The organism is Streptomyces sp. NPDC029138 (assembly GCF_055564375.1).
In genome coordinates this window covers 263,356-285,111 of the sequence record NZ_JBVHWM010000005.1, presented here as the reverse complement: position 1 = coordinate 285,111, position 21,756 = coordinate 263,356, and the positions used below count along the sequence as shown (strand labels likewise).

17 protein-coding genes are annotated in these 21,756 nt (G+C 72.2%); 10 read left to right on the top strand and 7 right to left on the bottom strand.

Annotated features, from left to right (window positions below; all coding sequences use genetic code 11):
• Window positions 1-3: 3 nt before the first annotated feature.
• The 5 genes from ACZ4WH_RS08280 (at window position 4) to ACZ4WH_RS08260 (ending at window position 6,246) form a co-directional block, all read left to right on the top strand.
• Complete coding sequence (locus ACZ4WH_RS08280; protein ID WP_468177894.1) at window positions 4-918, top strand: LLM class F420-dependent oxidoreductase; 915 nt, start codon at window positions 4-6, stop codon at window positions 916-918.
• A 10-nt stretch (window positions 919-928) separates the two neighbouring features.
• A complete protein-coding gene (locus ACZ4WH_RS08275) occupies window positions 929-1,699 on the top strand; it encodes an SDR family NAD(P)-dependent oxidoreductase (RefSeq protein ID WP_468177847.1) in 771 nt (256 codons plus the stop codon).
• 109 nt (window positions 1,700-1,808) lie between these two features.
• The gene (locus tag ACZ4WH_RS08270) at window positions 1,809-2,933 is read left to right on the top strand and encodes an LLM class flavin-dependent oxidoreductase (RefSeq protein WP_468177845.1); all 1,125 of its coding nucleotides are present in this window, start codon (window positions 1,809-1,811) and stop codon (window positions 2,931-2,933) included.
• Window positions 2,934-3,019: 86 nt separating this feature from the next.
• Window positions 3,020-4,750: an N-acyl-D-amino-acid deacylase family protein gene (locus ACZ4WH_RS08265; RefSeq protein ID WP_468177843.1), complete on the top strand. Its 1,731-nt coding sequence runs from the start codon at window positions 3,020-3,022 to the stop codon at window positions 4,748-4,750.
• A 62-nt stretch (window positions 4,751-4,812) separates the two neighbouring features.
• Window positions 4,813-6,246: an aldehyde dehydrogenase family protein gene (locus tag ACZ4WH_RS08260; RefSeq protein ID WP_468177892.1), complete on the top strand. Its 1,434-nt coding sequence runs from the start codon at window positions 4,813-4,815 to the stop codon at window positions 6,244-6,246.
• A gap of 21 nt (window positions 6,247-6,267) precedes the next feature.
• Here ACZ4WH_RS08260 and ACZ4WH_RS08255 read toward each other — a convergent pair whose 3' ends face one another.
• Window positions 6,268-6,663, bottom strand: a complete 396-nt coding sequence (locus ACZ4WH_RS08255) for a nitroreductase/quinone reductase family protein (protein ID WP_468177840.1) — start codon at window positions 6,661-6,663, stop codon at window positions 6,268-6,270.
• A gap of 117 nt (window positions 6,664-6,780) precedes the next feature.
• Window positions 6,781-8,316 carry a CehA/McbA family metallohydrolase gene (locus ACZ4WH_RS08250; RefSeq protein WP_468177890.1) on the bottom strand — a complete coding sequence of 512 codons (1,536 nt, stop codon included), beginning with the start codon at window positions 8,314-8,316 and terminating at the stop codon, window positions 6,781-6,783.
• A 15-nt stretch (window positions 8,317-8,331) separates the two neighbouring features.
• On the opposite strand from ACZ4WH_RS08250, the gene ACZ4WH_RS08245 reads away from it, so the two are divergent.
• The 3 genes from ACZ4WH_RS08245 (at window position 8,332) to ACZ4WH_RS08235 (ending at window position 12,526) form a co-directional block, all read left to right on the top strand.
• Window positions 8,332-9,198 carry an LLM class F420-dependent oxidoreductase gene (locus tag ACZ4WH_RS08245; RefSeq protein ID WP_468177838.1) on the top strand — a complete coding sequence of 289 codons (867 nt, stop codon included), beginning with the start codon at window positions 8,332-8,334 and terminating at the stop codon, window positions 9,196-9,198.
• 24 nt (window positions 9,199-9,222) lie between these two features.
• Window positions 9,223-11,808, top strand: a complete 2,586-nt coding sequence (locus ACZ4WH_RS08240; protein WP_468177836.1) for a bifunctional FO biosynthesis protein CofGH — start codon at window positions 9,223-9,225, stop codon at window positions 11,806-11,808.
• 145 nt (window positions 11,809-11,953) lie between these two features.
• Window positions 11,954-12,526, top strand: a complete 573-nt coding sequence (locus ACZ4WH_RS08235; RefSeq protein WP_468177834.1) for a hypothetical protein — start codon at window positions 11,954-11,956, stop codon at window positions 12,524-12,526.
• On the opposite strand, the gene ACZ4WH_RS08230 is transcribed toward ACZ4WH_RS08235, so the two are convergent.
• Complete coding sequence (locus tag ACZ4WH_RS08230; RefSeq protein WP_468177832.1) at window positions 12,519-13,025, bottom strand: DUF2165 domain-containing protein; 507 nt, start codon at window positions 13,023-13,025, stop codon at window positions 12,519-12,521. The genes ACZ4WH_RS08235 and ACZ4WH_RS08230 overlap by 8 nt on opposite strands.
• Before the next feature lie 141 nt (window positions 13,026-13,166).
• Between ACZ4WH_RS08230 and ACZ4WH_RS08225 the strand changes: the two genes are divergently transcribed.
• Window positions 13,167-14,282, top strand: coding sequence for an ADP-ribosylglycohydrolase family protein (locus tag ACZ4WH_RS08225; protein WP_468177830.1), 1,116 nt, complete (start codon window positions 13,167-13,169; stop codon window positions 14,280-14,282).
• Between the two features lie 71 nt (window positions 14,283-14,353).
• On the opposite strand, the gene ACZ4WH_RS08220 is transcribed toward ACZ4WH_RS08225, so the two are convergent.
• Together ACZ4WH_RS08220 and ACZ4WH_RS08215 are read right to left on the bottom strand one after the other, a co-directional pair.
• On the bottom strand, window positions 14,354-15,919 hold the full coding sequence (locus tag ACZ4WH_RS08220) for a sodium:solute symporter family protein (protein WP_468177828.1): 1,566 nt from the start codon (window positions 15,917-15,919) through the stop codon (window positions 14,354-14,356).
• A gap of 127 nt (window positions 15,920-16,046) precedes the next feature.
• Window positions 16,047-16,835, bottom strand: coding sequence for an SDR family oxidoreductase (locus ACZ4WH_RS08215; RefSeq protein WP_468177826.1), 789 nt, complete (start codon window positions 16,833-16,835; stop codon window positions 16,047-16,049).
• Between the two features lie 73 nt (window positions 16,836-16,908).
• On the opposite strand from ACZ4WH_RS08215, the gene ACZ4WH_RS08210 reads away from it, so the two are divergent.
• On the top strand, window positions 16,909-17,748 hold the full coding sequence (locus ACZ4WH_RS08210; RefSeq protein WP_468177824.1) for a hypothetical protein: 840 nt from the start codon (window positions 16,909-16,911) through the stop codon (window positions 17,746-17,748).
• Between the two features lie 3 nt (window positions 17,749-17,751).
• Here the strand turns inward: ACZ4WH_RS08210 and ACZ4WH_RS08205 are convergent, their stop codons facing one another.
• Window positions 17,752-19,572, bottom strand: a complete 1,821-nt coding sequence (locus ACZ4WH_RS08205) for an MFS transporter (protein ID WP_468177822.1) — start codon at window positions 19,570-19,572, stop codon at window positions 17,752-17,754.
• 244 nt (window positions 19,573-19,816) lie between these two features.
• Window positions 19,817-21,756 (bottom strand): D-alanyl-D-alanine carboxypeptidase (locus tag ACZ4WH_RS08200; protein ID WP_468177820.1); only part of this gene is annotated, 1,940 nt, incomplete at its 5' end.

The following is a 21,756-nucleotide window of genomic DNA, read 5'->3' as shown; positions in this document are numbered from 1 at the left end:
GCCCTGGCGTACGGCATCCAGCTGCCCGTCCAGTCGCAGAGCACCCTGTACACGGAGGAGTGGGAGACCGGGGCCGGGCCGAAGGACCTGGTCGCGGTGGCGCGGGCGGCGGACGACGCCGGGTTCGCGTACGTCGCCTGCTGCGACCACGTCGCCGTCCCGCGCCGCCTCGCCCCGGTCATGAGCACGGTCTGGTACGACCCCGTGGCCACCCTCGCCCACCTCGCCGCCGTCACCGAGCGGGTACGGCTGCTCAGCCATGTGGCCGTCGTCGGGCTCCGGCACCCGCTGCTGACCGCCAAGCAGTACGCCACCCTCGACCACCTCTCCAGCGGCCGCCTGATCCTCGGGGTCGGGGCCGGGCATGTGCGGGAGGAGTTCGAGGCGCTCGGAGTCGACTTCGAGCGGCGCGGAGCCGTACTCGACGAGAGCATCGACGCCCTGCGGGCCGCCCTCGGGCCCGAGGAGTTCCCCGAGCACCACGGGAAGCACTACGACTTCGCCGGCCTGGGCCAGCGCCCCCGCCCCGCGCAGCCGCACGTCCCCCTGTGGGTCGGCGGTTCCTCGCCCGCCGCCGTCCGCCGGGCCGCGCTGAAGGGCGACGGCTGGCTGCCGCAGGGCGACCCACGGGAGCGGCTGGGCGCGCAGATCGACCGGATCCGGCGGCTGCGCGAGGAAGCCGGTCTCGACGGGCCGTACACCGTCGGAGCCCTCACCGAGCCGCTGTACGTCGGCACGCCTGCCTGGGAGGTCGGGCGGCGCACGGTCAGCGGTCCGCCGCGGGCGCTCGCCGAGTCCCTGCGCGCGTACCGCGCGCTGGGCGTGGACCAGATCCAGGTGCGGTTCCGCAGCCGCAGCCGCACCGAACTCACCGACCAGGTGGCGGCCTTCGGAGCCGAAGTGGCTCCTGACCTCTGAGGAGTACGGCATGGGCAAGCTGGACGGACGCGTCGTGATCGTCACCGGGGCGGCGCGCGGGCAGGGCGAGCAGGAGGCGCGGCTGTTCCGGGCGGAGGGCGCGCGGGTGGCCGTCGCCGATGTGCTGGACGACCAGGGGGAGGCCCTCGCCAAGGAGATAGGGGCGCTGTACGTCCATCTCGACGTCGGCACGGAGGACGGCTGGCGGGATGCCGTGGCCGCCGTCAAGCAGGCGTACGGCCGTATCGACGGGCTGGTCAACAACGCGGGCATCCTGCGCTTCAACGCCCTCGTGGACACCCCGCTGGACGAGTTCATGCGGGTGGTGCGGGTCAACCAGGTCGGGTGCTTCCTGGGGATCAAGACCGTCGCGCCGGAGCTGGCGGACGGGGGCACGATCGTCAACACCGCCTCCTACACCGCCCTGACGGGCATGGCGGCCGTGGGAACCTACGCCGCCACCAAGCACGCCGTGCTCGGGCTGACCCGGGTGGCCGCGCTGGAGCTGGCGGGCCGGCGGATCCGGGTCAACGCCATCTGCCCGGGTGCCATCGACACCGCGATGTCGAACCCGGCCAGGCTCGATCCGGACGCCGACCCCGAGGAGATGAGCCGGGCCCTGGGCGAGCTGTACCGGGGGCTCGTGCCGCTCGGCCGGGTCGGCCAGCCCGAGGAGGTGGCCCGGCTCGCCCTCTTCCTCACCTCGGACGACTCCTCGTACATCACCGGGCAGCCGTTCGTGATCGACGGCGGCTGGCTGGCCGGCGTCAGCGTCATCTGAACCTGATCTGACAGACCGTCAGCTATTGACGGTGCAAGCGGCCGGTGCGACAGTCGGCCGACGAACGGTATCTGACGGTACGTCAGACAACTTGGGACGGTGAACCGCCGTGGAATTCGGGCTCTTTGTACAGGGATACGTGGGCAAGCGTGCCGAGACCGACCCGCTGGCCGAGCACAAGGCGCTGATGGAGGAGACCGAGTACGTCATCCAGGCGGACAAGTCCGGCTTCAAGTACGCCTGGGCCTCCGAGCACCACTTCCTGGAGGAGTACTCCCACCTGTCCGCCAACGACGTCTTCCTCGGCTACCTCGCCCACGCCACCGAGCGGATCCACCTGGGCTCCGGGATCTTCAACCCGCTGGCCCCGGTCAACCACCCGGTGAAGGTCGCCGAGAAGGTCGCCATGCTGGACCACCTCAGCGAGGGCCGCTTCGAGTTCGGCAGCGGGCGGGGCGCCGGGTCGCACGAGATCCTCGGCTTCCTGCCCGGGATCACCGACATGAACCACACGAAGGAGATCTGGGAGGAGACCATCGCCGAGTTCCCGAAGATGTGGCTCCAGGACGAGTACGCGGGCTTCCAGGGCAAGCACTGGCAGCTGCCGCCCCGGAAGGTCCTGCCCAAGCCGTACGGGAAGTCGCACCCGGCGATGTGGTACGCGGCCGGGTCCCCGCCGTCGTACGCCATGGCCGCGAAGAAGGGGCTCGGGGTGCTCGGCTTCAGCATCCAGAAGGTCTCCGACATGGAGTGGGTGCTGGAGCAGTACAAGACGGCGATCGTGGACGCGGAGCCGGTGGGTGACTTCGTCAACGACAACGTGATGGTGACGACGACCGCGATCTGCGCGCCCACGCACGCCGAGGCGATCGAGACGGCCGTGAACGGCGGGCTGCACTATCTGCCCTCGCTGGTCTTCCGGTACCACGACACGTTCCCCCGGCCGGAGGGGTTCCCGGTGTGGCCGGAGACGCTGCCCGAGTACACGCCGGAGTTCGTGGAGCTGCTGATCGAGGAGGAGCTGCTGATCTGCGGGGACCCGGACGAGGTGCTGCGGCAGTGCAAGCGGTGGGAGCAGGCGGGCGCTGACCAGTTGAGCTTCGGGTTGCCGGTGGGGGTGCCGAAGGAGGAGACGCTGCGGACGATCCGGCTCATCGGTGAGCATGTGATTCCGAAGATCGACACGGATCCGGTGCATCGGACGTCCCGGTTCCGGGCTGCGGCTGCCGCTTGAGCGCCGTCGCGGGGTGCGGGTGCGTCGTGGTTCCTCGCGCAGTTCCCCGCGCCCCTTTTCCGTTCCTCCGTCGAAAAGGGAGCCCCATGCTTGATCACCTCATCAAGGGCGTCACCGTCGTGGACGGCACGGGGGCGCCCGGATACACCGCGGACGTCGGCATCCGTGACGGACGGATCGCCGTCATCGGAAAGATCACCGAGGAAGCCCGCACCACGGAGGACGCCGCCGGTCTCGTCCTCGCCCCCGGCTTCGTCGACCCCCACACCCACTACGACGCCCAGCTCTTCTGGGACCCGTACGCCACGCCCTCGCTCAACCACGGGGTCACCACCGTGGCCGCCGGGAACTGCGGGTTCACCCTGGCGCCGCTGAACCCCGAGCGCCCCGAGGACGCCGACTACACGCGCCGCATGATGTGCAAGGTGGAGGGGATGTCCCTGGTGGCGCTGGAGCGGGGGGCGCCCTGGAGCTGGCACGGGTTCGGGGAGTACCTGGACGCCCTGGAGGGGCGGATCGCGGTGAACGCCGGGTTCATGGTGGGGCACTGCGCGCTGCGGCGGTACGTGATGGGGCCGCAGGCCGTCGGCGGGCAGCCGGGCGAGGAGCAGCTCGGCGCGATGCTCCGGCTGCTGCACGAGGCCATGGACGCCGGGGCGTGGGGGCTGTCGACCACGCAGTCCGGCACGCACTCCGACGGCGACGGACAGCCCGTGGCCTCCCGGCACGCGCGGCCCGAGGAGCTGGTGGCGCTGGCGAGGGCCGTCGGGGAGCACGAGGGGACGCAGATCGAGGCGATCGTCGCCGGGTGCCTGGACCAGTTCAGCGACGCCGAGATCGAGCTGCTGGCCGAGCTGAGCGCCGTCGCCGGGCGGCCCCTGAACTGGAACGTGCTCACCATCGACGCGGCCGTCCCGGAGCGGGTGCCCCGGCAGCTGAGCGCGAGCGAGCGGGCGCGGAAGGCCGGCGGGCGGGTCGTGGCGCTCACCATGCCGATCCTCACCCCGATGAACATGTCCCTCGGCACGTTCTGCGCCCTCAACCTCATACCGGGGTGGGGGCCGGTCCTGGGTCTGCCGGTCCCCGAGCGCATCGCCAGGCTGCGGGACCCGGACGTCCGCGCCGGGATGCTCCGGCGGGCCGGGTCGAAGGAGGCCGGCGTCTTCCGGCGGCTCACGGACTTCGGGCGGTACGTCATCGGGGACACCTACAGCGAGGCCAACCGGGGGCTCACCGGACGCGTGGTGCGCGACATCGCCGCCGAGCGCGGACAGGACCCCTTCGCCTGCCTGGTGGAGATCTGCGCCCACGACGAGCTGCGTACGGTCCTGTGGCCCATGCCGACCGACAACGACCCCGCGTCCTGGGCGCTGCGCGCCGAGACCTGGCAGCACGAGGACGTCCTGCTCGGCGGCTCGGACGCGGGCGCCCACCTGGACCGGATGTGCGGGGCGCCGTACACCACCCGGTTCCTCGCGGACTGTCTGCGCGGGCGGAGGCTGGTCGGTCTGGAGCGGGCGGTGCGGATGCTGACGGACGACCCGGCGCGGCTCTTCGGGCTGCGGGAGCGGGGGCGGGTGAAGGAGGGCTGGCACGCGGACCTCGTCCTCTTCGACCCGGAGCGGATCGACGCCGGCCAGGCCCGGCTGGTGCACGACCTGCCGGGCGAAAGCCCCCGCCTGGACTCCCGGGCGATCGGCGTGCGGGCCGTGTGGGTCAACGGCGTGGAGGCCATCCGGGACGACGTGGTGACCGGGGCCGTACCGGGCCGGGTGCTGCGGTCCGGGCGGGACACGCGGACGGTGAGCACGCGGTGAGCGCGGGCGGTGGGCACGGGGTGGGCGCGGATGGTGGGCGCGGGGCGGGCGCGGGGCAGCCGTTGTTCGTCGGCGGCCGGTGGGTGGCGCCGGACGCCGGGCACTACCCGGTGACCGACCCGGCCACCGAGGAGACCGTCGGCTGGGCGCCGGAGGCCTCGCCGGAGCAGGCGCGGGCGGCCTGCGCGGCGGCCCGGGAGGCGTTCGGGGCGTGGTCGCGGACCCGGCCGGAGGAGCGGGCCGCGCTGCTCGGGCGGGCCGCCGAGATCATCCGGGAGCGGCTGGTGCCGTACGCCGACCTGGCCCGGGCCGAGACCGGCGCGACCACCGGGACCGCCCGCGCGATGCAGGTCGGGGTGGCCGCCGCCCGCTTCCGCCGGTACGCGCGCGTGGAGCCCGCCGAGTGGGCGATCGCCCCGCAGATCAACGAGGACGGGCCGATGGGGAAGGCCGGAGTGATGGGGGCGCTGGCGGTACGGCAGCCCGTCGGGGTCGTCACCTGCGTCACCTCGTACAACAACCCGTGGGCCAACCCGGCCGGGAAGATCGCCCCGGCGCTGGCGATGGGCAACACGGTCGTGGTGAAGCCCGCCCCGCAGGACCCCCTGTCCGTCTACCGGATGGCGGAGGCGCTGGAGGCGGCCGGGGTGCCGCCGGGCGTGGTGAACGTCGTCTCCGGGCGGGACGTGTCCGTGGGGGAGGCCGTGGTGGCCTCCGGCGACGTCGACATGGTCAGCTTCACCGGGTCCACGGCCGTCGGGCGGCGCATCGGCGAGGTGTGCGGGCGGGACATGAAACGGCAGCTGATGGAGCTGGGCGGGAAGGGGGCCGCGCTGGTCTTCGACGACGCCGACCTGGCCTTGGCCGTCGCCGGCATCGGCACCACCTTCTCCTTCTACAGCGGCCAGATCTGCACGGCCCCGACCCGGGTGCTGGCCCAGCGCGGGGTGTACGACCGCCTGGTCGAGCGACTGGCCGGTTACGCGGGCCGATTGAGGATCGGGGACCCGGCGGCCCCGGACACGGTCATGGGCCCGCTGATCTCCGCCGAGCACCGGGCACGCGTGGAGGCGTACGTCGAACTCGGGCGGAAGGAAGGGGCCGTGCTGGTGACGGGCGGCGAACGCCCGCCCCTGGACCGGGGCTTCTTCGTCGCGCCCGCCCTTCTCGCCGACTGCGCCGCCGACATGCGGGTGGCGCGGGAGGAGATCTTCGGGCCCGTGGTGGTGGTGATCCCGTTCGACGAGGAGGACGAAGGCGTGGCCCTCGCCAACGACTCCGACTACGGCCTCATCGACTACGTCTGGTCCGGCGACGTGGCCCGGGCCTTCCGGGTGGCCCGGCGGCTGCGGGCCGGGGGCGTCGGCATCAACACGGTCGGCCGCAACATGGAGGCCCCGTTCGGCGGCTTCAAGAAGAGCGGAGTCGGCCGCGACGTCGGCGTCCACGCCCTGCACGCCTACAGCGAGGTGCAGTCGCTGGTGTGGCCGGGGTGAGAAACCGGCGGGCGACGGGGCTCAGTCCGTCAGGTCCACCCGTACCGTCAGCAGATCCGTGCCGAGCGCCCGTACCGCCGTGCTGTTGAGGCGGGGCAGGGCGCGCAGCCGGGCCACGGAGTCGTCGTCGGGGAGGAGGTGGGCGGTGCCGTGGTGCCAGCGGCCGGCGATGCGGACCCGGACCGTGGGGTCGGCCTGGATGTTGCGCACGTACTGCGACTTCAGGCCGAACTCGGACACCAGCCAGAAGGAGTCCCCGACCCGGCGCCCGCCGACCGGGGTCCGCCGGGGCAGGCCGGACTTGCGGCCGGTGGTCTCCAGCAGGGTCTGGAACGGCAGGCGCCGGTTGAGCGGGTTGGCGACGTACCGCTGGACGCGGGTCACGACGCGGTGCTTGCGGTCTGCGCGGCCTGACATGACTCCGGCTCCCTGCTCTCTCCCGGCACGAACGCCGCCCACGTGGATGCCGCGTCGTGGTGTCAGCCTCCCCCAGGGCCACGACCGAGCGCAACGGGGGCGCGGGCCGGGCGTGCCTCACCGCCCCGCCCCGGGCCTCCCGTCCCCCGCCCGGCCCAGGAACACCGGGTTGGTGAACGCGGCCATCGCCCCCGGCACCGGTCCCAGCGCCGTCTCGTGCCGCAGCTCGGCCCGCACATAGGCCGCGCGGTCCGGAGTCGTGCGCCACTCCACGCTGCCCGTGCCGGACACCGGCAGCGGACCGCCGGTGAACAGCACGCCCTGGTCGGTGACGAACCGCACCGAGCAGCGCGGCGCCCCGGACACCTCCAGCCGGACGGTCACCGGGGTGTCGTGCCCGACCGCCAACCGCTCCCCGATACTGGCCCGTTCACCCCCTTTCGCCGTCACGGAGAACGCCAGCGAGACGTGCCGTGACTCGGCCACGTACGACCGCCCGGCCCGTAGCCCCTCCTGGATCGCCTCCCGGGTCAGACCGTCGGCGAGGACGACCGTCTGGGGCAGCCCGACCACGTCCGGGGCGCGGTGGGCGTCGCTGTTGCCCATCGCCGGCAGCCACGCCCGCTCGCCCCGCGCCGACGCCACCAGCCGCGCGTCCCAGGCCGCCAGCGCCAGCTCGTCGTCGGGTGTCCAGGGTCCGTTCCACACCTCCACGGCGTCCGCCTCCGCGAACCCGAACTTCCAGCCGCAGCCCACGCAGTCGGCGTGCGGATGGGCCGGTACCACCAGACCGCCGGCCCGCCGGATCTCCCGCGCGAAGCGCGCCCAGCGGCCGTCCCGGGCCCGGTAGCGCCAGTCGACGAAGGTGCCGGGCTCGGTGCCGAGCGCCAGGACGTGCCCGTTCCGGGTGGTGACCTCCTCGCCGAGCAGCACCAGCAGATCGTCGCCTGCCGCTTCGGCCCAGTGGGCGTGCGAGGCGTGGGTGTTGTGATCGGAACTGTTGAGGAAGTCGAGCCCGGCCGCGCGGGCCAGGTCCGCGATCTCGGCCGGGGTGCGGCGCCCGTCGGAGTGCCAGGAGTGCAGATGGCAGTCGCCCCGGTACCAGTCCCGCCCCCGCCCCCGGGCCCGGTCCGGCGGATACACCGCCTCGGGTGTCTCCCCGGCCGCCCCCTGCGTCAGCGTGACGGTCACCTCGTACGCCAGCCCCTGCGGCGCCACGGTGTACGGCCCGAGCGCGATGTACCAGGTGCCGGGAAGCAGTGGCCCGGGCAGATATCCGGGGGTCGCCGTGTCCCCCCGCACGAAGAACTCGCTCCGCGCACCTCCCGACCACCCCCGGAACCCCCGTCCGCCCAGCTCGGTACCGCGCGCGTCGAACAGCCCGACGTCGAGGGCGTTGCCGGGGGTGCCGGGCGGGACGGAGGGTTTGTCGTAGGTGTAGGAGACCTTCAACTCCCGGGTGTCGGGCGGGACCTCGAAAGGGAGGTACACGTAATCCGGGGAGCCCGGTGCGAGAGTGCCGCGCAAGCTCGTCACAAGGGTCACGGTAGGCGTCCTGAAGGGGCGCGGGACAGTGCCAGTGTGCGGCTCCGCCGCGTGGGCGCGAGCAACCACGGCGAAATCCGCGCGCGCCCCTGACGAGCAACCGACCAGTCGGTACGATGCCTCATGCGCATCTCCGTCACGATCTTCCTCACCGACGAGACCATCACCCCCGTCCGGCTGGCGCAGGAACTGGAAGCGCGCCGCTTCTCCGGCCTCTACCTCCCCGAGCACACCCACATCCCGGTCGACCGCACCACCCCCTACCCCGCCGGCGGCGACCTCCCCCGCGAGTACGGCCGTACCCTCGACCCCTTCGTCGCCCTCGCCCAGGCCGCCGCCGTGACCCAGCGGCTGACGCTCGGTACCGGCATCACCCTCGTCGCCCAGCACGACCCCATCGACCTCGCCAAGCAGATCGCCTCGCTCGACCACCTGTCCGGCGGCCGCTTCACCCTCGGTCTCGGCTACGGCTGGAACGTGGAGGAGGCCGCCGACCACGGCGTGACCTGGCGAACCCGCCGGGAGCTGGTACGGGACCGGATGGCGCTGATGCGCGCGCTGTGGAGCGAGGATCCGACCGCGTACGAGGGGGAGTTCGGCGCCGTACGGGCCAGCTTCGCCCACCCCAAGCCCGTGCAGAAGCCGCGCGGCCCGGTCGTCGGCCCCCGCACGCTCGTCGGCGGGGCCGCCGGACCCAGGCTGTTCGCGCACATCGCCGAGTACGCCGACGGCTGGCTGCCGATCGGCGGGCGCGGGCTCTCCGAGTCGCTGCCCGTGCTGCGCTCGGTGTGGGCGGACGCGGGCCGCGACCCGGCCGCCCTCCAGGTCGTCCCGTACGCCGTCCAGCCCACGCCCGGCAAGCTCGCCCACTACGCCGAACTGGGCATCGAGGAGGTCGTGGTGCAGCTGCCGCCGGCCCGCGAGACGGAGGTGCTGCGCGCGCTCGACGCCTACGGCCCGCTCCTGCCGGACAGTGCCCCGCAACAGTGATCAAAGCGAACGTATGCTCAAGGAATGACGACTTCCGCGACCTCCGGAACCGGCCCCACCGAGAACTCCATGCGTCGCGCCCTCAAACGCGCCCGGGACGGCGTCGCCCTCGACGTCGCCGAGGCGGCGGTGCTGCTCCAGGCGCGGGGTGACCACCTCACCGACCTCGCATCCTCCGCCGCCCGGGTGCGGGACGCGGGCCTGGAGGCGGCGGGCAGGCCCGGCGTCATCACGTACTCGAAGAGCGTCTTCATCCCCCTCACCCGGCTGTGCCGGGACAAGTGCCACTACTGCACGTTCGTCACCGTCCCCGGCAAGCTGCGGCGCGCCGGGCACGGCATGTTCATGTCTCCGGACGAGGTACTGGACATCGCCCGCAAGGGCGCCGCCCTCGGCTGCAAGGAAGCCCTGATCACCCTCGGCGACAAGCCCGAGGACCGCTGGCCGGAGGCGCGCGAGTGGCTCGACGCGCACGGCTACGACGACACCATCGCCTACGTCCGCGCCATCTCCATCCGGATCCTGGAGGAGACGGGACTCCTTCCCCACCTCAACCCCGGCGTGCTGACGTGGACCGACTTCCAGCGGCTGAAGCCCGTCGCGCCCTCCATGGGCATGATGCTGGAGACGACCGCGACCCGCCTGTGGTCCGAGCCGGGCGGCCCGCACCACGGCTCCCCGGACAAGGAACCGGCCGTCCGGCTGCGCGTCCTGGAGGACGCCGGCCGCTCCTCCGTGCCCTTCACCTCCGGCCTGCTCATCGGCATCGGCGAGACGTACGAGGAGCGCGCGGAGTCCCTGTTCGCGCTCCGGAAGATCTCCCGGGCCTACCACGGCATCCAGGAGCTGATCATCCAGAACTTCCGCGCCAAGCCGGACACGGCGATGCGCGGCATGCCGGACGCCGAACTGGACGACCTGGTCGCCACGGTGGCCGTCGCCCGGCACCTCATGGGCCCGGCGGCCTGCCTCCAGGCCCCGCCGAACCTGGTCGACGCCGAGTACGAGCGGCTGATCGGCGCCGGCATCGACGACTGGGGCGGGGTCTCCCCGCTGACCATCGACCACGTCAACCCCGAACGCCCCTGGCCGCAGATCGAGGAACTCACCGAGCGCTCCCGGGCCGCCGGCTTCGAACTGCGTGAACGCCTCTGCGTCTACCCGGAGTTCGTCCGCCGCGGCGAGCCCTGGCTGGACCCGCGGCTGCGCCCGCACGTGTCCGCCCTCGCCGACCCGGACACGGGCCTCGCCCTGCCGGACGCGCCGGTCCGGGGCCGCCCCTGGCAGGAGCCGGAGGAGGTGTTCACCGCCACCGGCCGCACGGACCTGCACACCTCCATCGACTCCGAGGGCCGTACGGCCGACCGGCGCGCCGACTTCGACGAGGTGTACGGCGACTGGGAGGCCCTGCGGGAGGCGGCGGCCCCCGGCATGGCCCCGGAACGCATCGACGCCGACGTGCGCGAGGCGCTGCGTACGGCGGCCGACGACCCCACCCGGCTGACCGACGCCGAGGCCCTCGCCCTGCTGCACGCGGACGGCCCGGCGCTGGACGCGCTGTGCCGGGTGGCCGACGACGTGCGCAGGTCGGCGGTCGGCGACGACGTCACCTACATCGTCACCCGCAACATCAACTTCACCAACGTCTGCTACACCGGCTGCCGGTTCTGCGCCTTCGCGCAGCGCCGCACGGACGCGGACGCGTACACGCTCTCGCTGGAGCAGGTCGCCGACCGCGCCCAGCAGGCGTGGGAGGTGGGCGCGGTCGAGGTGTGCATGCAGGGCGGCATCCACCCGGACCTGCCGGGCACCGCGTACTTCGACATCGCGAAGGCGGTGAAGGAACGCGTCCCCGGGATGCACGTCCACGCCTTCTCCCCGATGGAGGTGGTGAACGGCGCGACCCGGACCGGGATGTCGATCCGGGAGTGGCTCACGGCGGCCAAGGAGGCGGGTCTCGACTCCGTCCCCGGTACGGCGGCGGAGATCCTGGACGACGAGGTCCGCTGGGTGCTGACGAAGGGCAAGCTGCCCACGGCCACCTGGATCGAGGTGATCCGGACCGCGCACGAGCTGGGCATCCGCTCGTCGTCCACGATGATGTACGGGCATGTGGACCAGCCCCGGCACTGGCTCGGCCATCTGCGCACGCTGGCCGGCATCCAGCGCGAGACGGGCGGCTTCACGGAGTTCGTGACGCTTCCGTTCATCCACACCAACGCGCCGGTGTACCTGGCCGGCATCGCCCGCCCCGGCCCGACGCTGCGGGACAACAGGGCGGTGACGGCGATGGCCCGTCTCCTGCTGCACCCCTGGATTCCCAACATCCAGACAAGCTGGGTCAAGCTGGGCACCGAGGGGGCGGCGGAGATGCTCCGGTCCGGCGCGAACGACCTCGGCGGGACGCTGATGGAGGAGACGATCTCCCGCATGGCGGGCTCCTCGTACGGCTCGTACAAGTCGATCCGTGACCTGGTCGCGGTGGCGGAGGCGGCCGGCCGCCCCGCGAAGCCGCGCACCACGCTCTACGGCGAGGTACCGGAGGAACGGCAGCGGGCGGCCGAGGCGTCCGACGGCCACCTCCCGGACCTGCTGCCGGTCCTGGACTGAGCGGCCTGGGCCGAACCCCTGGGCAGAACCCCTGGCCCGGCCTCCTGGACGGAGGCCGGGACCGACCTCCTGGACCGAGCCCCCTCCCCGGACTGAGTACGATGATCCGACCCCTGTGCTGAGAAGGGGACCCGTAGCGGAGGAGATGCGTCCCGTGGCTGCCCGACTGCCCTCGTGGGCCTGGGTCACCGGTCTGACGGCGGGGGCGACCGCGGCCGTCGTCGCCCTCGCCGTGCAGGCGAGTCACGGGCCGCATCCCACGGCCGCCGTGACCAGGCCCAGCGTGTCGGCGTCGGCGAGCCCGCACGCGACCTTGACGCCGGAGGCGCCGTCCGCCCCCGCCCTGCCGGACGAGTCCGGCGAAGGCCGCCGGATCGTGTACTCGCTCGGTGAGAAGCGGGTCTGGCTGGTCGACGCGACCGGCAGGGCGACCCGCACGTTCACGGTGTGGCCCGGCACGGTGAGCCCGCAGCCCGGGCGTTACTCGGTCATCAAGCGCACCCAGTCCATCAAGGGCTCGGACGGCGTACAGATCGAGCACGTCATGTACTTCACCAAGGTGTCCGGCGTGAACGTCGCCTTCTCCAACGCCCTGGACGGCGCCTCGCCCCCGCCCGCAAACGGCCAGAAGCTGGGCGGCATCCGCATGCACAAGCAGGACGGAGCCGCCCTGTGGGCCTTCGGCGACCAGGGCACCCGGGTCGCGGTGGTCAAGTAGCGTCCCGGCCGCCCGAGGGCAGCTGGTTGACGATCAACGCGACACCGCTGAGCAGGAACACGCGGGTCGCCGCGTCCAGGCCGTTCCAGGTCTTCGACTGCCACATCGCGAACCACTCACCGCCGATCGCGATGAACCCGGCGCCGAAGAGCAGCAGAAGCATCAGCAGACCGTAGGTGGACCAGCGCCGGGCGAGGTCGTCCTTGCGCCGCGCCCAGAGGTACGTCCCCCGGATCAGCAGCAGGGCCGCCACGGTCTCCCACACGATGATGAGGACGTACGCGGTGTCCTCCAGCGCCGTACTGGTGACGGCCCGCCACATCAGGTCGTCGTCCTTGAACGTCGTGTCCATCGCCAGCACATGCCGTACGAACTGCTGATTGGTCCCGAAGTCGGTGATGTTCCCGAGCGAGACCAGGGCGATGTAGAGGGCGAGTATCCCGGTGAGCACACCGGCGGCAACCCGGAGGCCGGTGTGACGGGTGGGGGTGGTGGTCATGGCTGGATTCTCCCCGGTGGCCGCCCCGGTCCGCCGTACGCATTGCGCCAGAATCCGGCCGGGCGGCACTGAACGGACCGTTCCCGGTCGATTACAGTGCTGGGCGTCGTACAGGCGGACGGTGCCGTGGGGAGGGCTGGTGTGGGGGCGACATCCGGTGCCGTCTGGGGGCGTGCCGAGCAGCAGGACTTCCGCAGCCGGGTGCGGGGCACGCTGCTCGGGGCCGCGGTGGGCGACGCGCTGGGCGGGCCCGCCGATCCGCTGTCCCTGGAGGAGATCCGGGCCGCGTACGGCGGTGAGGGGCTGCTGGACCTGGCCTTCGGGCACGGGCGGCGCGGCACGGTCACCCATCACACCCAGCTGACCCTGTTCACCGTGGACGGGCTGATACGCGCCCAGGTGCGCCGCGACACCGGCGCCTGGCATCCGCCGACCGATCTGCACCGGGCCTACCTGCGCTGGGCGGCCACCCAGCGGGACTGGGGCCCCGACGAGCGCCGCAAGGAAGACGGCTGGCTGGCCCGCGAGGAGTGGTTGTACGCCCGCCGGGACCCCACCCGCCCGCTGCTCATCGGGTTCGGCGACGACACCATGGGCACGCTGGAGTCCCCGAAGAACCCGGGGGAGCTGGGCCCGGAGGCGGTCGCCCGCTCGGCGCCCTTCGGCCTCCTCGTCGGCTGGGAACCCCAACTGGTCGTCCAGCTGGCCGTGGAGTGCGCGGCCCAGACCCACGGCCACCCCATCGCCTACCTGTCGGCGGGCGCGTACGCCGTGATCGTGCACGCGCTGGCCCGGGGCGACAGCCTGGACGGCGCCGTGCAGCGGGCCCTCGCCCTGCTCGCCGTACGCCCCGGCCACCAGCCGGTCTCCGACGCCCTCCAGCACGCCCTCGGCGCGGTACGGCAGGGGATGCCGACCCCGGCCCGGGTGGAGGAGCTGGCCGGCGACGGTACGGCGGACGGGCTGCTGGCCGCGTCGGTGTACTGCGCGCTGGTCGGGGAGGACGTACGGCACGGGCTGTGCCTGGCGGTGAACCAGAGCGGCCCCTCCGCCGCCGCGGGCGCCCTCACCGGCGGCCTCCTCGGCGCCCTGCACGGCGAAACGGCCCTCCCGCCGGCCTGGCTGGCCGAACTGGAGGGCCGCCCCACGATCCTGGAACTGGCCGACGACTTCGCGATGGAGATGACCCAGGGCCCCGCACTGCACGGCCCGGCCGGGTCGTCACCGGGCTGGCTGGCCCGGTACCCACGGGCGTAAGCGCCCCGAAGGGGCGCGGGGAACCGCGCGAGCAACCACGATGGACCCGCGCCGATTCCCCGCGGCGACCCCTACGGTGCTCCGACCACGTCGTCCCCCGCACTCGCGGGGACCGGCACGGCCAGCGCGGCGCCGGCGTCCCCGTCCGTGTTCACCTTCTCGATGATGGCCAGGCGGGCCGGGGTGTCCTCCGGCTTCAGGTAGCCGATGAGGATGTACAGGATCAGCGAGACCGCGAGCGGGATCGAGACCTGGTACTGGAGCGGGACGCCGCCGTCGACGTTCCAGTTGATGGGGTAGTTGACCAGCCAGAAGGCCAGCAGACCCGCCGCCCAGCTGGTGAGCGCGGCCGTCGGGCCGGAGCGGCGGAACGTGCGGAGCAGGCCGAGCATCATCGGGATCGCGATGGGGCCCATCAGTCCGGCCACCCACTTGATGACGACGGTGATGATGTCCTTGAAGGTGGGGGAGTTGACCTGGGTCGCGACCGCCATGGACAGGCCGAGGAAGACGACCGTGGTGATCCGGGCCGCGATCAGGCCGGAACGCTCGCTCCAGCCCCGCGCCTTGGCCGACAGCACCGGCGCCACGTCCCGGGTGAACACGGCGGCGATCGCGTTCGCGTCCGAGGAGCACATCGCCATGGTGTGGGAGAAGAACCCGACGATGACCAGGCCCAGCAGGCCGTGTGGCAGGAGCTGTTCGGTCATCAGGGCGTAGGAGTCGGAGCCGTCCGGCTTCTGCGCGTGGACCAGCAGCGGGGACATCCACATGGGGAAGAACAGCACCACCGGCCAGACCAGCCACAGCACCGCCGACAGCCGGGCCGAGCGCTCGGCCTCGTAGGCGCTGCCGGTGGCCATGTAGCGCTGGGCCTGGTTGAGCATGCCGCCGTTGTACTCGAACAGTTTGATGAAGAGGAACGCGAGGAGGAACACCGTGCCGTAGGGGCCGACCAGCGGCTTGCCGTGGCCGTGCAGGGCCGGCTCGTCCCAGGCGCCGAAGAAGCCGATGTTCTTGTCGTTCAGCTTCAGCACGACCGCCACGAACATCGCGATGCCGGCGAGCAACTGGATGACGAACTGGCCGAGTTCGGTCAGCGCGTCGGCCCACAGGCCGCCGATCGTGCAGTAGACAGCGGTGATGGCGCCGGTGATGAGGATGCCCTGGTTCAGCGAGACACCGGTGAAGACCGACAGCAGGGTGGAGATGGCCGCCCACTTGGCGCCCACGTCCACGATCTTCAGCAGCATGCCGGACCAGGCGAGCGCCTGCTGCGTGGGCAGGTTGTAACGGTTCTTCAGGTACTCCAGCGGGGAGGCCACATGGAGACGGGAACGCAGTCGGTTGATGCGCGGCGCGAACAGCTTCGACCCGATGGCGATGCCGAGCGCGATGGGGAAGGACCAGGTGATGAAGGAGGTGACGCCGTAGGTGTAGGCGATGCCCGCGTATCCGGTGAACATCACGGCGCTGTAGCCCGACATGTGGTGCGAGATGCCGGAGAGCCACCAGGGCATCTTGCCGCCGGCCGTGAAGAAGTCGGAAACGTTGTCCACGCGCTTGTGCGACCAGACGCCGATCGCGACCATCACACCGAAGTAGCCGATGAGCACGGCCCAGTCGAGACTGTTCATGTGCCCGATCGTGGGTCCGCTCACGTGAACACGACAAGCGAGCGGAAGGTCAAGACACAGTAAAATTGTTCGGCTTGCTGATCGGCGTTCATCAACGTGAACAGTCCCGTGGCTTCGGGCAGTTGGGTCAGCGCATCAGCTCACCCGCGTTGACCAGCAACGACTGCCCCGTGATCGCCCGCGCCCGGTCCGAGGCGAGGAACACCGCCGCGTCCGCCACATCCCCGTCGGTGGCAAGCTCCGGCAGCGCCGTCCGCTCGGTCAGCCGCGCCAGCACCTCGTCCTCCGAAGCCCCTTCCGTCAGCGCGGTGAACCGGACGTACGCCTGCACCGGCGGCCCCCACATCCAGCCGGGCAGCACGGTGTTGACCCGGACGCGGTACGGCCCCAGCTCCCGCGCCAGCGAGTACATCGCACTGGTCAGCGCCCCCTTCGAGGCGGCGTACGCGGCCTGCTTCACCTGCGAGGGCGCGGCCACCGCCGACTGCGTCCCGATGAACACGACCGAACCGCCCCCGCCCGCCTTCAGCGCCGGCAGGCAGGCCCGGGTCATCCGCAGCGTCCCCAGCAGGTTCACGTCGACGACCGACTGCCAGGTCGTGAAGTCGGCGTCCTCCAGCCCGCCGAAGTACGCGTCCCAGGCGGCGACCTGCACCACGGCGTCGATCCCGCCGAACCGCTCCCGTGCCAGCGCCGCCAGCGCCTCGCACTGGCCCTCGTCGGTGATGTCCGTCGCCCGGAACGCCGTACGCGTGCCCTCCGGGTCGATCCCGGCCGCGCTCTTGGCGAGGTTCGCCTCGGTACGCGCCCCGAGCACCGCGTTCCCGCCGTCCCGTACGACGGCCGCGGCGACCTGATGGCCGAGCCCGGCCCCGACGCCCGAGACGACGACGGTCTTGCCCGCGAGCAGGGACATGGCCCCTCCTTCGGTATGGCGCTTCACCTGACGGAGCGTCAGAGTATGGGCGACCGCAGGAAAGGGGAACCGCATGAGCGAGGACACCCGCAGCGAGCGGTACGCCGAACTGGCCGCCGTCGGCCCGTACGGCGTCCGCCCCGGGCACGCCCTGATCACCATGGTCGAGCCGCACCCCGGCCACGAGTACGCGTACAACCGCTGGTACGAGGACGACCACTACTACGCCGGCGCGATGGCCATGCCCTGGATGTACGCGGGCCGCCGCTGGGTCGCGACCCGGGACCTGCAACTCCTTCGCCACCCGGAGAAGTCGGCGGTCGCCCAGCCGGTCACCGCCGGCTGCTACCTGTCCACCTACTGGATCACCGCCGGCCGCTACGACGACCACATGAAGTGGACGGTCGCCATCAACAAGCGCCTCAACCGGGACGCCCGCGTCTACCACGACCGCACGCACGTCTTCACGGCCTTCCATGACCACGAGACGACGGTGTACCGGGACGGCGCCGCCGGGCCCCGCGACGTCCACGCCCTCGACCACCCGTACGCGGGCCTGGTCCTGGAGGTGATCGACGCCGACTCGCCCGAGCAGCGGGCCGCACTGCTGGAGTGGCTGCGCGCCCGTCATCTGCCCCGCCGCCTCGCGGGCTCCCCGGCGGCGATGGTGACCGTGTTCCGGCCCACCCCGCTGCCGGGCGACCGCATGACCTACGTACGGCAGGTCGAGGGCGTGGACACCCGGCTCACCCTGCTGTGGTTCCTGGAGCGGGACCCGCGCGAGTGCTGGGAGGAGCGCTTCACGGGGCTGGACGGGCAGGTGGCCGCGTCGGGGCTGGGCCGGGTGGAACTGGTGGCGCCGTTCATCCCGACGGTTCCGGGCACGGACACGTACGCCGACCGGCTCCGCTGACCGTCAGGGCTTCTTCAGCTCGTCGGGGCACGGCGTCCCGCGCGGCAGCTGGTACGGCGCGGCCAGCCGGTACGTGCCCGGCTTCGGCGCGAGCAGCGTGGTCCACTTGTCCCCGTCGACATCCTCCGGCGTCGCCATCAGACACGCCTTGATCTTGTCGTAGGACTGGCTCTTGCCGTGCTCGTCGACGATGCTCAGCCAAGGCGAGTACGGAATCCGGATCAGAATCCGCCCGGCCTCGCGCACCCGCAACGTCATCTCGCCCTGCTCGGCCCGGTCCACCACCGCGTTCGGCTCGGCGAGCGGCGTCGGATCGGTCACCTTGAACAGCTGCCAGTTGGCGTCGCCCCAGACCTGCTTCAGATACGGCATGCCGCGCCGCAGCAGCTGCCGCTCGCGCTCCCCGCCGTCCCCGTCCGGGTTGTCCTTGGGCAGCACCACGTAGTGCACGGCCCACCGCTGGAGCCACTCGTGGTAGTTCGCCGAGTTGAGCGTGTCGTCGTAGAAGAGCGGGTTGCGCTCCATGTCGGCCTGCCGGTTCCAGCCGCGGGCCAGGTTGACGTACGGCGCGAGCGCGGAGGCCTCGCGGTGCGAGCGGGCCGGGACCACCTCGACCCGGCCCTTCTCGGCGCCGACCTTCTGAAGCTCGTTGACCAGCGGGGCGAGTTCCCGCGCCCAGGAGGCGGCCGGGGTGGTGTGGATGATGTCGTCCACCGACTTGAAGCCGATCCAGCCGGCGAAGCCGAGGAAGGCCAGCACGGTCACGTACCACTTGCGGGACCTCGGCACGGTGTACGGCAGGGCCGCGATCAGGGTCGCGCCCGCGAACAGCATCGGCAGCCGCGAGATGTTGGACCCGATCTGCGAACTGATCAGCCACACCAGGACGACGGCCAGGCTGTAGACGGCGGCCGTCAGCCGGACCGTCACCCACTCCTTCGGCACCAGGAACAGGCACAGCAGGCCGTACGACAGCGGCAGGACCACCGAGCCGAAACCCATCGGCTGGGTGCCGGAGAACGGGAACAGCCAGGCCGACACCGCGACCACCGCCGACGGCGCGAGCCCCAGCGCCCACGCGCCCGGCCGCCGCTTCTGAAGGAACAGCGCGACCGCGACCAGGCCCACGAACAGCCCCGCGACCGGTGAGGCCATCGTGGCGAGCGCCGCCAGCGGAGCGGCCACCAGGGCCTTCGCCCAGCGTTTGAACCGCCACCGGTACGGCCAGCAGAACACCGCCGCGACCGAGCCGAGCGCGAACATCGTGCCGAGCCCGAAGGTCACCCGGCCGGAGATCGCGTTGGCCAGGAACGCCAGGATCCCGGCGAGCGAGGCCCACAGCGGGTTCTTCACCGACCGGCTGCGGATCAGCACCGTCGTCAGCAGACCGGCCGAGACCGTCCCGGCGATCATCATCGTCGTCCGCACGCCGAGGACCGACATCAGATACGGCGACACCACGCTGTACGACACCGGGTGCATGCCCCCGTACCAGGCGAGGTTGTACGCCGAGTCCGGGTGCCGGCCGACGAACTCCGCCCACGCGTCCTGCGCCGCGAGATCGCCACCGCTGTTCGCGAAGGTGAAGAACCAGATGATGTGCAGCACGCCCGAGAGCGCCGTCATCGACAACGCGGGGTGCCGGAGCAGCCGCTGCCGGAGCGGTTCTAGCGCGGCGAGCACACGGGCGCGTCGGCCGGGGCGCACCCCGGCCCCGGGCCCGGCGACGCGCCGGTCCGGGTCAGTCGTGGACAGACGTATTCGCGGGCCGGATCCCGGGCCCGGATCTGCGTCGTCGGCGTGTGTCGGCTCCGCTGTGGCCACCTGAAGGCACTCCCCGTGTCCCGTCTTCTGTTCTCGGCCGCTTCCCTCGGAGTTCCCGGCCGCGTTCCGTCCGGTTCGCGGCCCTGTCCCGGGACCGGCGACCTGCCCCGGTTCGCGACGCTAGCACGCACCCCGCCACAGGGCTCCCGGGTGGGGGCTCCATGACGGGGTGCGCGGGGGGCGGAGGCGGGGCGGACGGGGGGCGGACGGCGGCGTACGGCCGGCCCGGCCGGGCCCCGTCCGGTCAGCCCAGCCGGGTCAGCTTGGCGCCGATACCGGGCTCGGTCAGGTCCTTCTGAAGGGCCACCGGGACCTTCACGGCGCCGGCCGAACCGTCACCGACGGTGAGCGTCCCGACCCGGGTGCCGGCCTTCGCGCTGTGCGGCACGGTCCCGGAGGCGAAGGACAGCTTCACCTTCATGCCGGCCCAGCCGGCCGCCGTGACGTCCTTCGTCACCACGACCGGGGTACGGCCGCCGAGCCGGTCGTCCACGTAACCGACCACGTCCCCCTTCTTCACGATCTTCGCCGAGGTCAGCGCGTCCTGGGCGGCGAGCAGCGCGGTCTTGCTGACCGCGTTGACCGTCTGGAGGATCTCCCGCTTGTGCTGGCCGAGGATCGCGCCGACGATCGTCACCGTCTGCCCGCCGACCTGCTTGCGGGAGGCGAAGAGCAGGTTGCCGCCGGCCGCGGTGGTGCTGCCGGTCTTGATGCCGATCGCGCCGATGCGGTACGGCAGCTCGTTGTAGTTGGGCCAGAAATGACCGGAGGGGTCCGTCCAGCTGGCCGCGCTGCTGATGGCGACCAGAGCCGGCACCTTCACGAACGCGCGGCCGAGCTTCACCTGGTCCTCGGCCGTGGAGACGGTGGTCTCCTTCAGCCCCGAGGGGTCGGTGTACGTCGTGTCGGACATCCCCAGCTCCTTGGCGGTGGCGTTCATCTTCTTCACGAACGCCGCCTCCGAGCCCGCGTCCCAGCGCGCGAGCAGCCGCGCGATGTTGTTGGCGGAGGGGATCAGGACGGCCGACAGGGCCTGCTTCTCGGTGAGGGTGTCACCGGCCTTGACGGTGTTGAGCGTGGACTCGCCGTCCTTGTTGTAGCCGCCCTCCTTCTCCGCCGTCGCGTCGACCTTGATCTTCGGGCCCTCCTGCCCCGGCTTCAGCGGGTGGTCCTTGAGGATGATGTACGCCGTCATCGTCTTGGCGACCGAGCCGATGGCCACGGGGGTCTGCCTGCCGAAGTGATCCATCGTGCCGACGCCGTCCACGTCCATCCAGCCCTGGCCCTCGCCGGGCCAGGGCAGCCGCGTGCGGTCGCCGGCGAAGGTGTAGCTGTCCTTGCCGGTGAGCGCGAGGGTGGGCGTCGGCAGCGGGCGCACGGCCTGTACGACCGCAAAGATGATCGCCAGGAGCAGGACCAGGGGGGTCCAGATCTTGATCCGGCGCATCAGCGTGCGGACCGGGGTCTCCGGGGGCGGCGGCGTGTTCGTCAGCTCCGCCAGCAGGTCCAGCGGGGGCTTGGGCGGGAGCGGCTGCTGGGTGGTGCGCTCGGGGCCGACCTGGGGGACGGGGGTGGTGGCGTCCGGCGCCTTGGCCTCGGCGGCCGGCTTGCGCAGGTCGTCCTTCAGCGCGACGAACTTGCTGGTGCGCTCGGATTCGGACTCGGGGGTCTTCGGCTTGCCGCCGAGCTTGAGCATGGTCGTCGGCTGGTCGACGGGGGGTGTCTTGGGGCGGACGGCCTTGAAGACGGTGGTGGGCTGGTCGAGGTGCGCCGCCTCGGCTTCGCCTTCGGCGTCGTCCGTGTTCCCACCCGCACCACCCGTGCGGCTCTCGTCGTCGGCTGCGGGTGGCCCCTGTGGGACGCCCTCACCGCCGGCGGCCTCGGCATCGTCACGCGCCTCAGCGGCCTCGTCGACACCTTCCCCGCCAAGATCCTCACCAACGACAACACCAGCACGACCCTTGGCACCATCACCGGCCTTGCCGCCAGCGCCGGCCTCGGTATCCGCCTCGCCCTTGGCGCCGGCGCCGCCCTTGGCGCCGGCGCCGCCCTTGGCGTCCGCGCCGCTCTTGGCACCAGAGCCGGCCTCGGCGTCCGCGCCAGTCGTGGTGCCCGCCTGGCCGTTCGCGTCAGCTTTCGCGTCCGCGCCCGCGTCGCTCTTGGCGTCCGCGCTGGTTTTGGCGC

Excerpts from the sequence above, each read along its gene's own strand:
- ACZ4WH_RS08230 (WP_468177832.1), bottom strand. The coding sequence starts at position 13,025 with ATGACCACCACCCCCACCCGTCACACCGGCCTCCGGGTTGCCGCCGGT.
- ACZ4WH_RS08235 (WP_468177834.1), top strand. The coding sequence starts at position 11,954 with ATGCGTCCCGTGGCTGCCCGACTGCCCTCGTGGGCCTGGGTCACCGGT.
- ACZ4WH_RS08215 (WP_468177826.1), bottom strand. The coding sequence starts at position 16,835 with ATGTCCCTGCTCGCGGGCAAGACCGTCGTCGTCTCGGGCGTCGGGGCC.
- ACZ4WH_RS08255 (WP_468177840.1), bottom strand. The coding sequence starts at position 6,663 with ATGTCAGGCCGCGCAGACCGCAAGCACCGCGTCGTGACCCGCGTCCAG.
- ACZ4WH_RS08275 (WP_468177847.1), top strand. The coding sequence starts at position 929 with ATGGGCAAGCTGGACGGACGCGTCGTGATCGTCACCGGGGCGGCGCGC.
- ACZ4WH_RS08240 (WP_468177836.1), top strand. The coding sequence starts at position 9,223 with ATGACGACTTCCGCGACCTCCGGAACCGGCCCCACCGAGAACTCCATG.
- ACZ4WH_RS08220 (WP_468177828.1), bottom strand. The coding sequence starts at position 15,919 with ATGAACAGTCTCGACTGGGCCGTGCTCATCGGCTACTTCGGTGTGATG.
- ACZ4WH_RS08245 (WP_468177838.1), top strand. The coding sequence starts at position 8,332 with ATGCGCATCTCCGTCACGATCTTCCTCACCGACGAGACCATCACCCCC.
- ACZ4WH_RS08265 (WP_468177843.1), top strand. The coding sequence starts at position 3,020 with ATGCTTGATCACCTCATCAAGGGCGTCACCGTCGTGGACGGCACGGGG.
- ACZ4WH_RS08210 (WP_468177824.1), top strand. The coding sequence starts at position 16,909 with ATGAGCGAGGACACCCGCAGCGAGCGGTACGCCGAACTGGCCGCCGTC.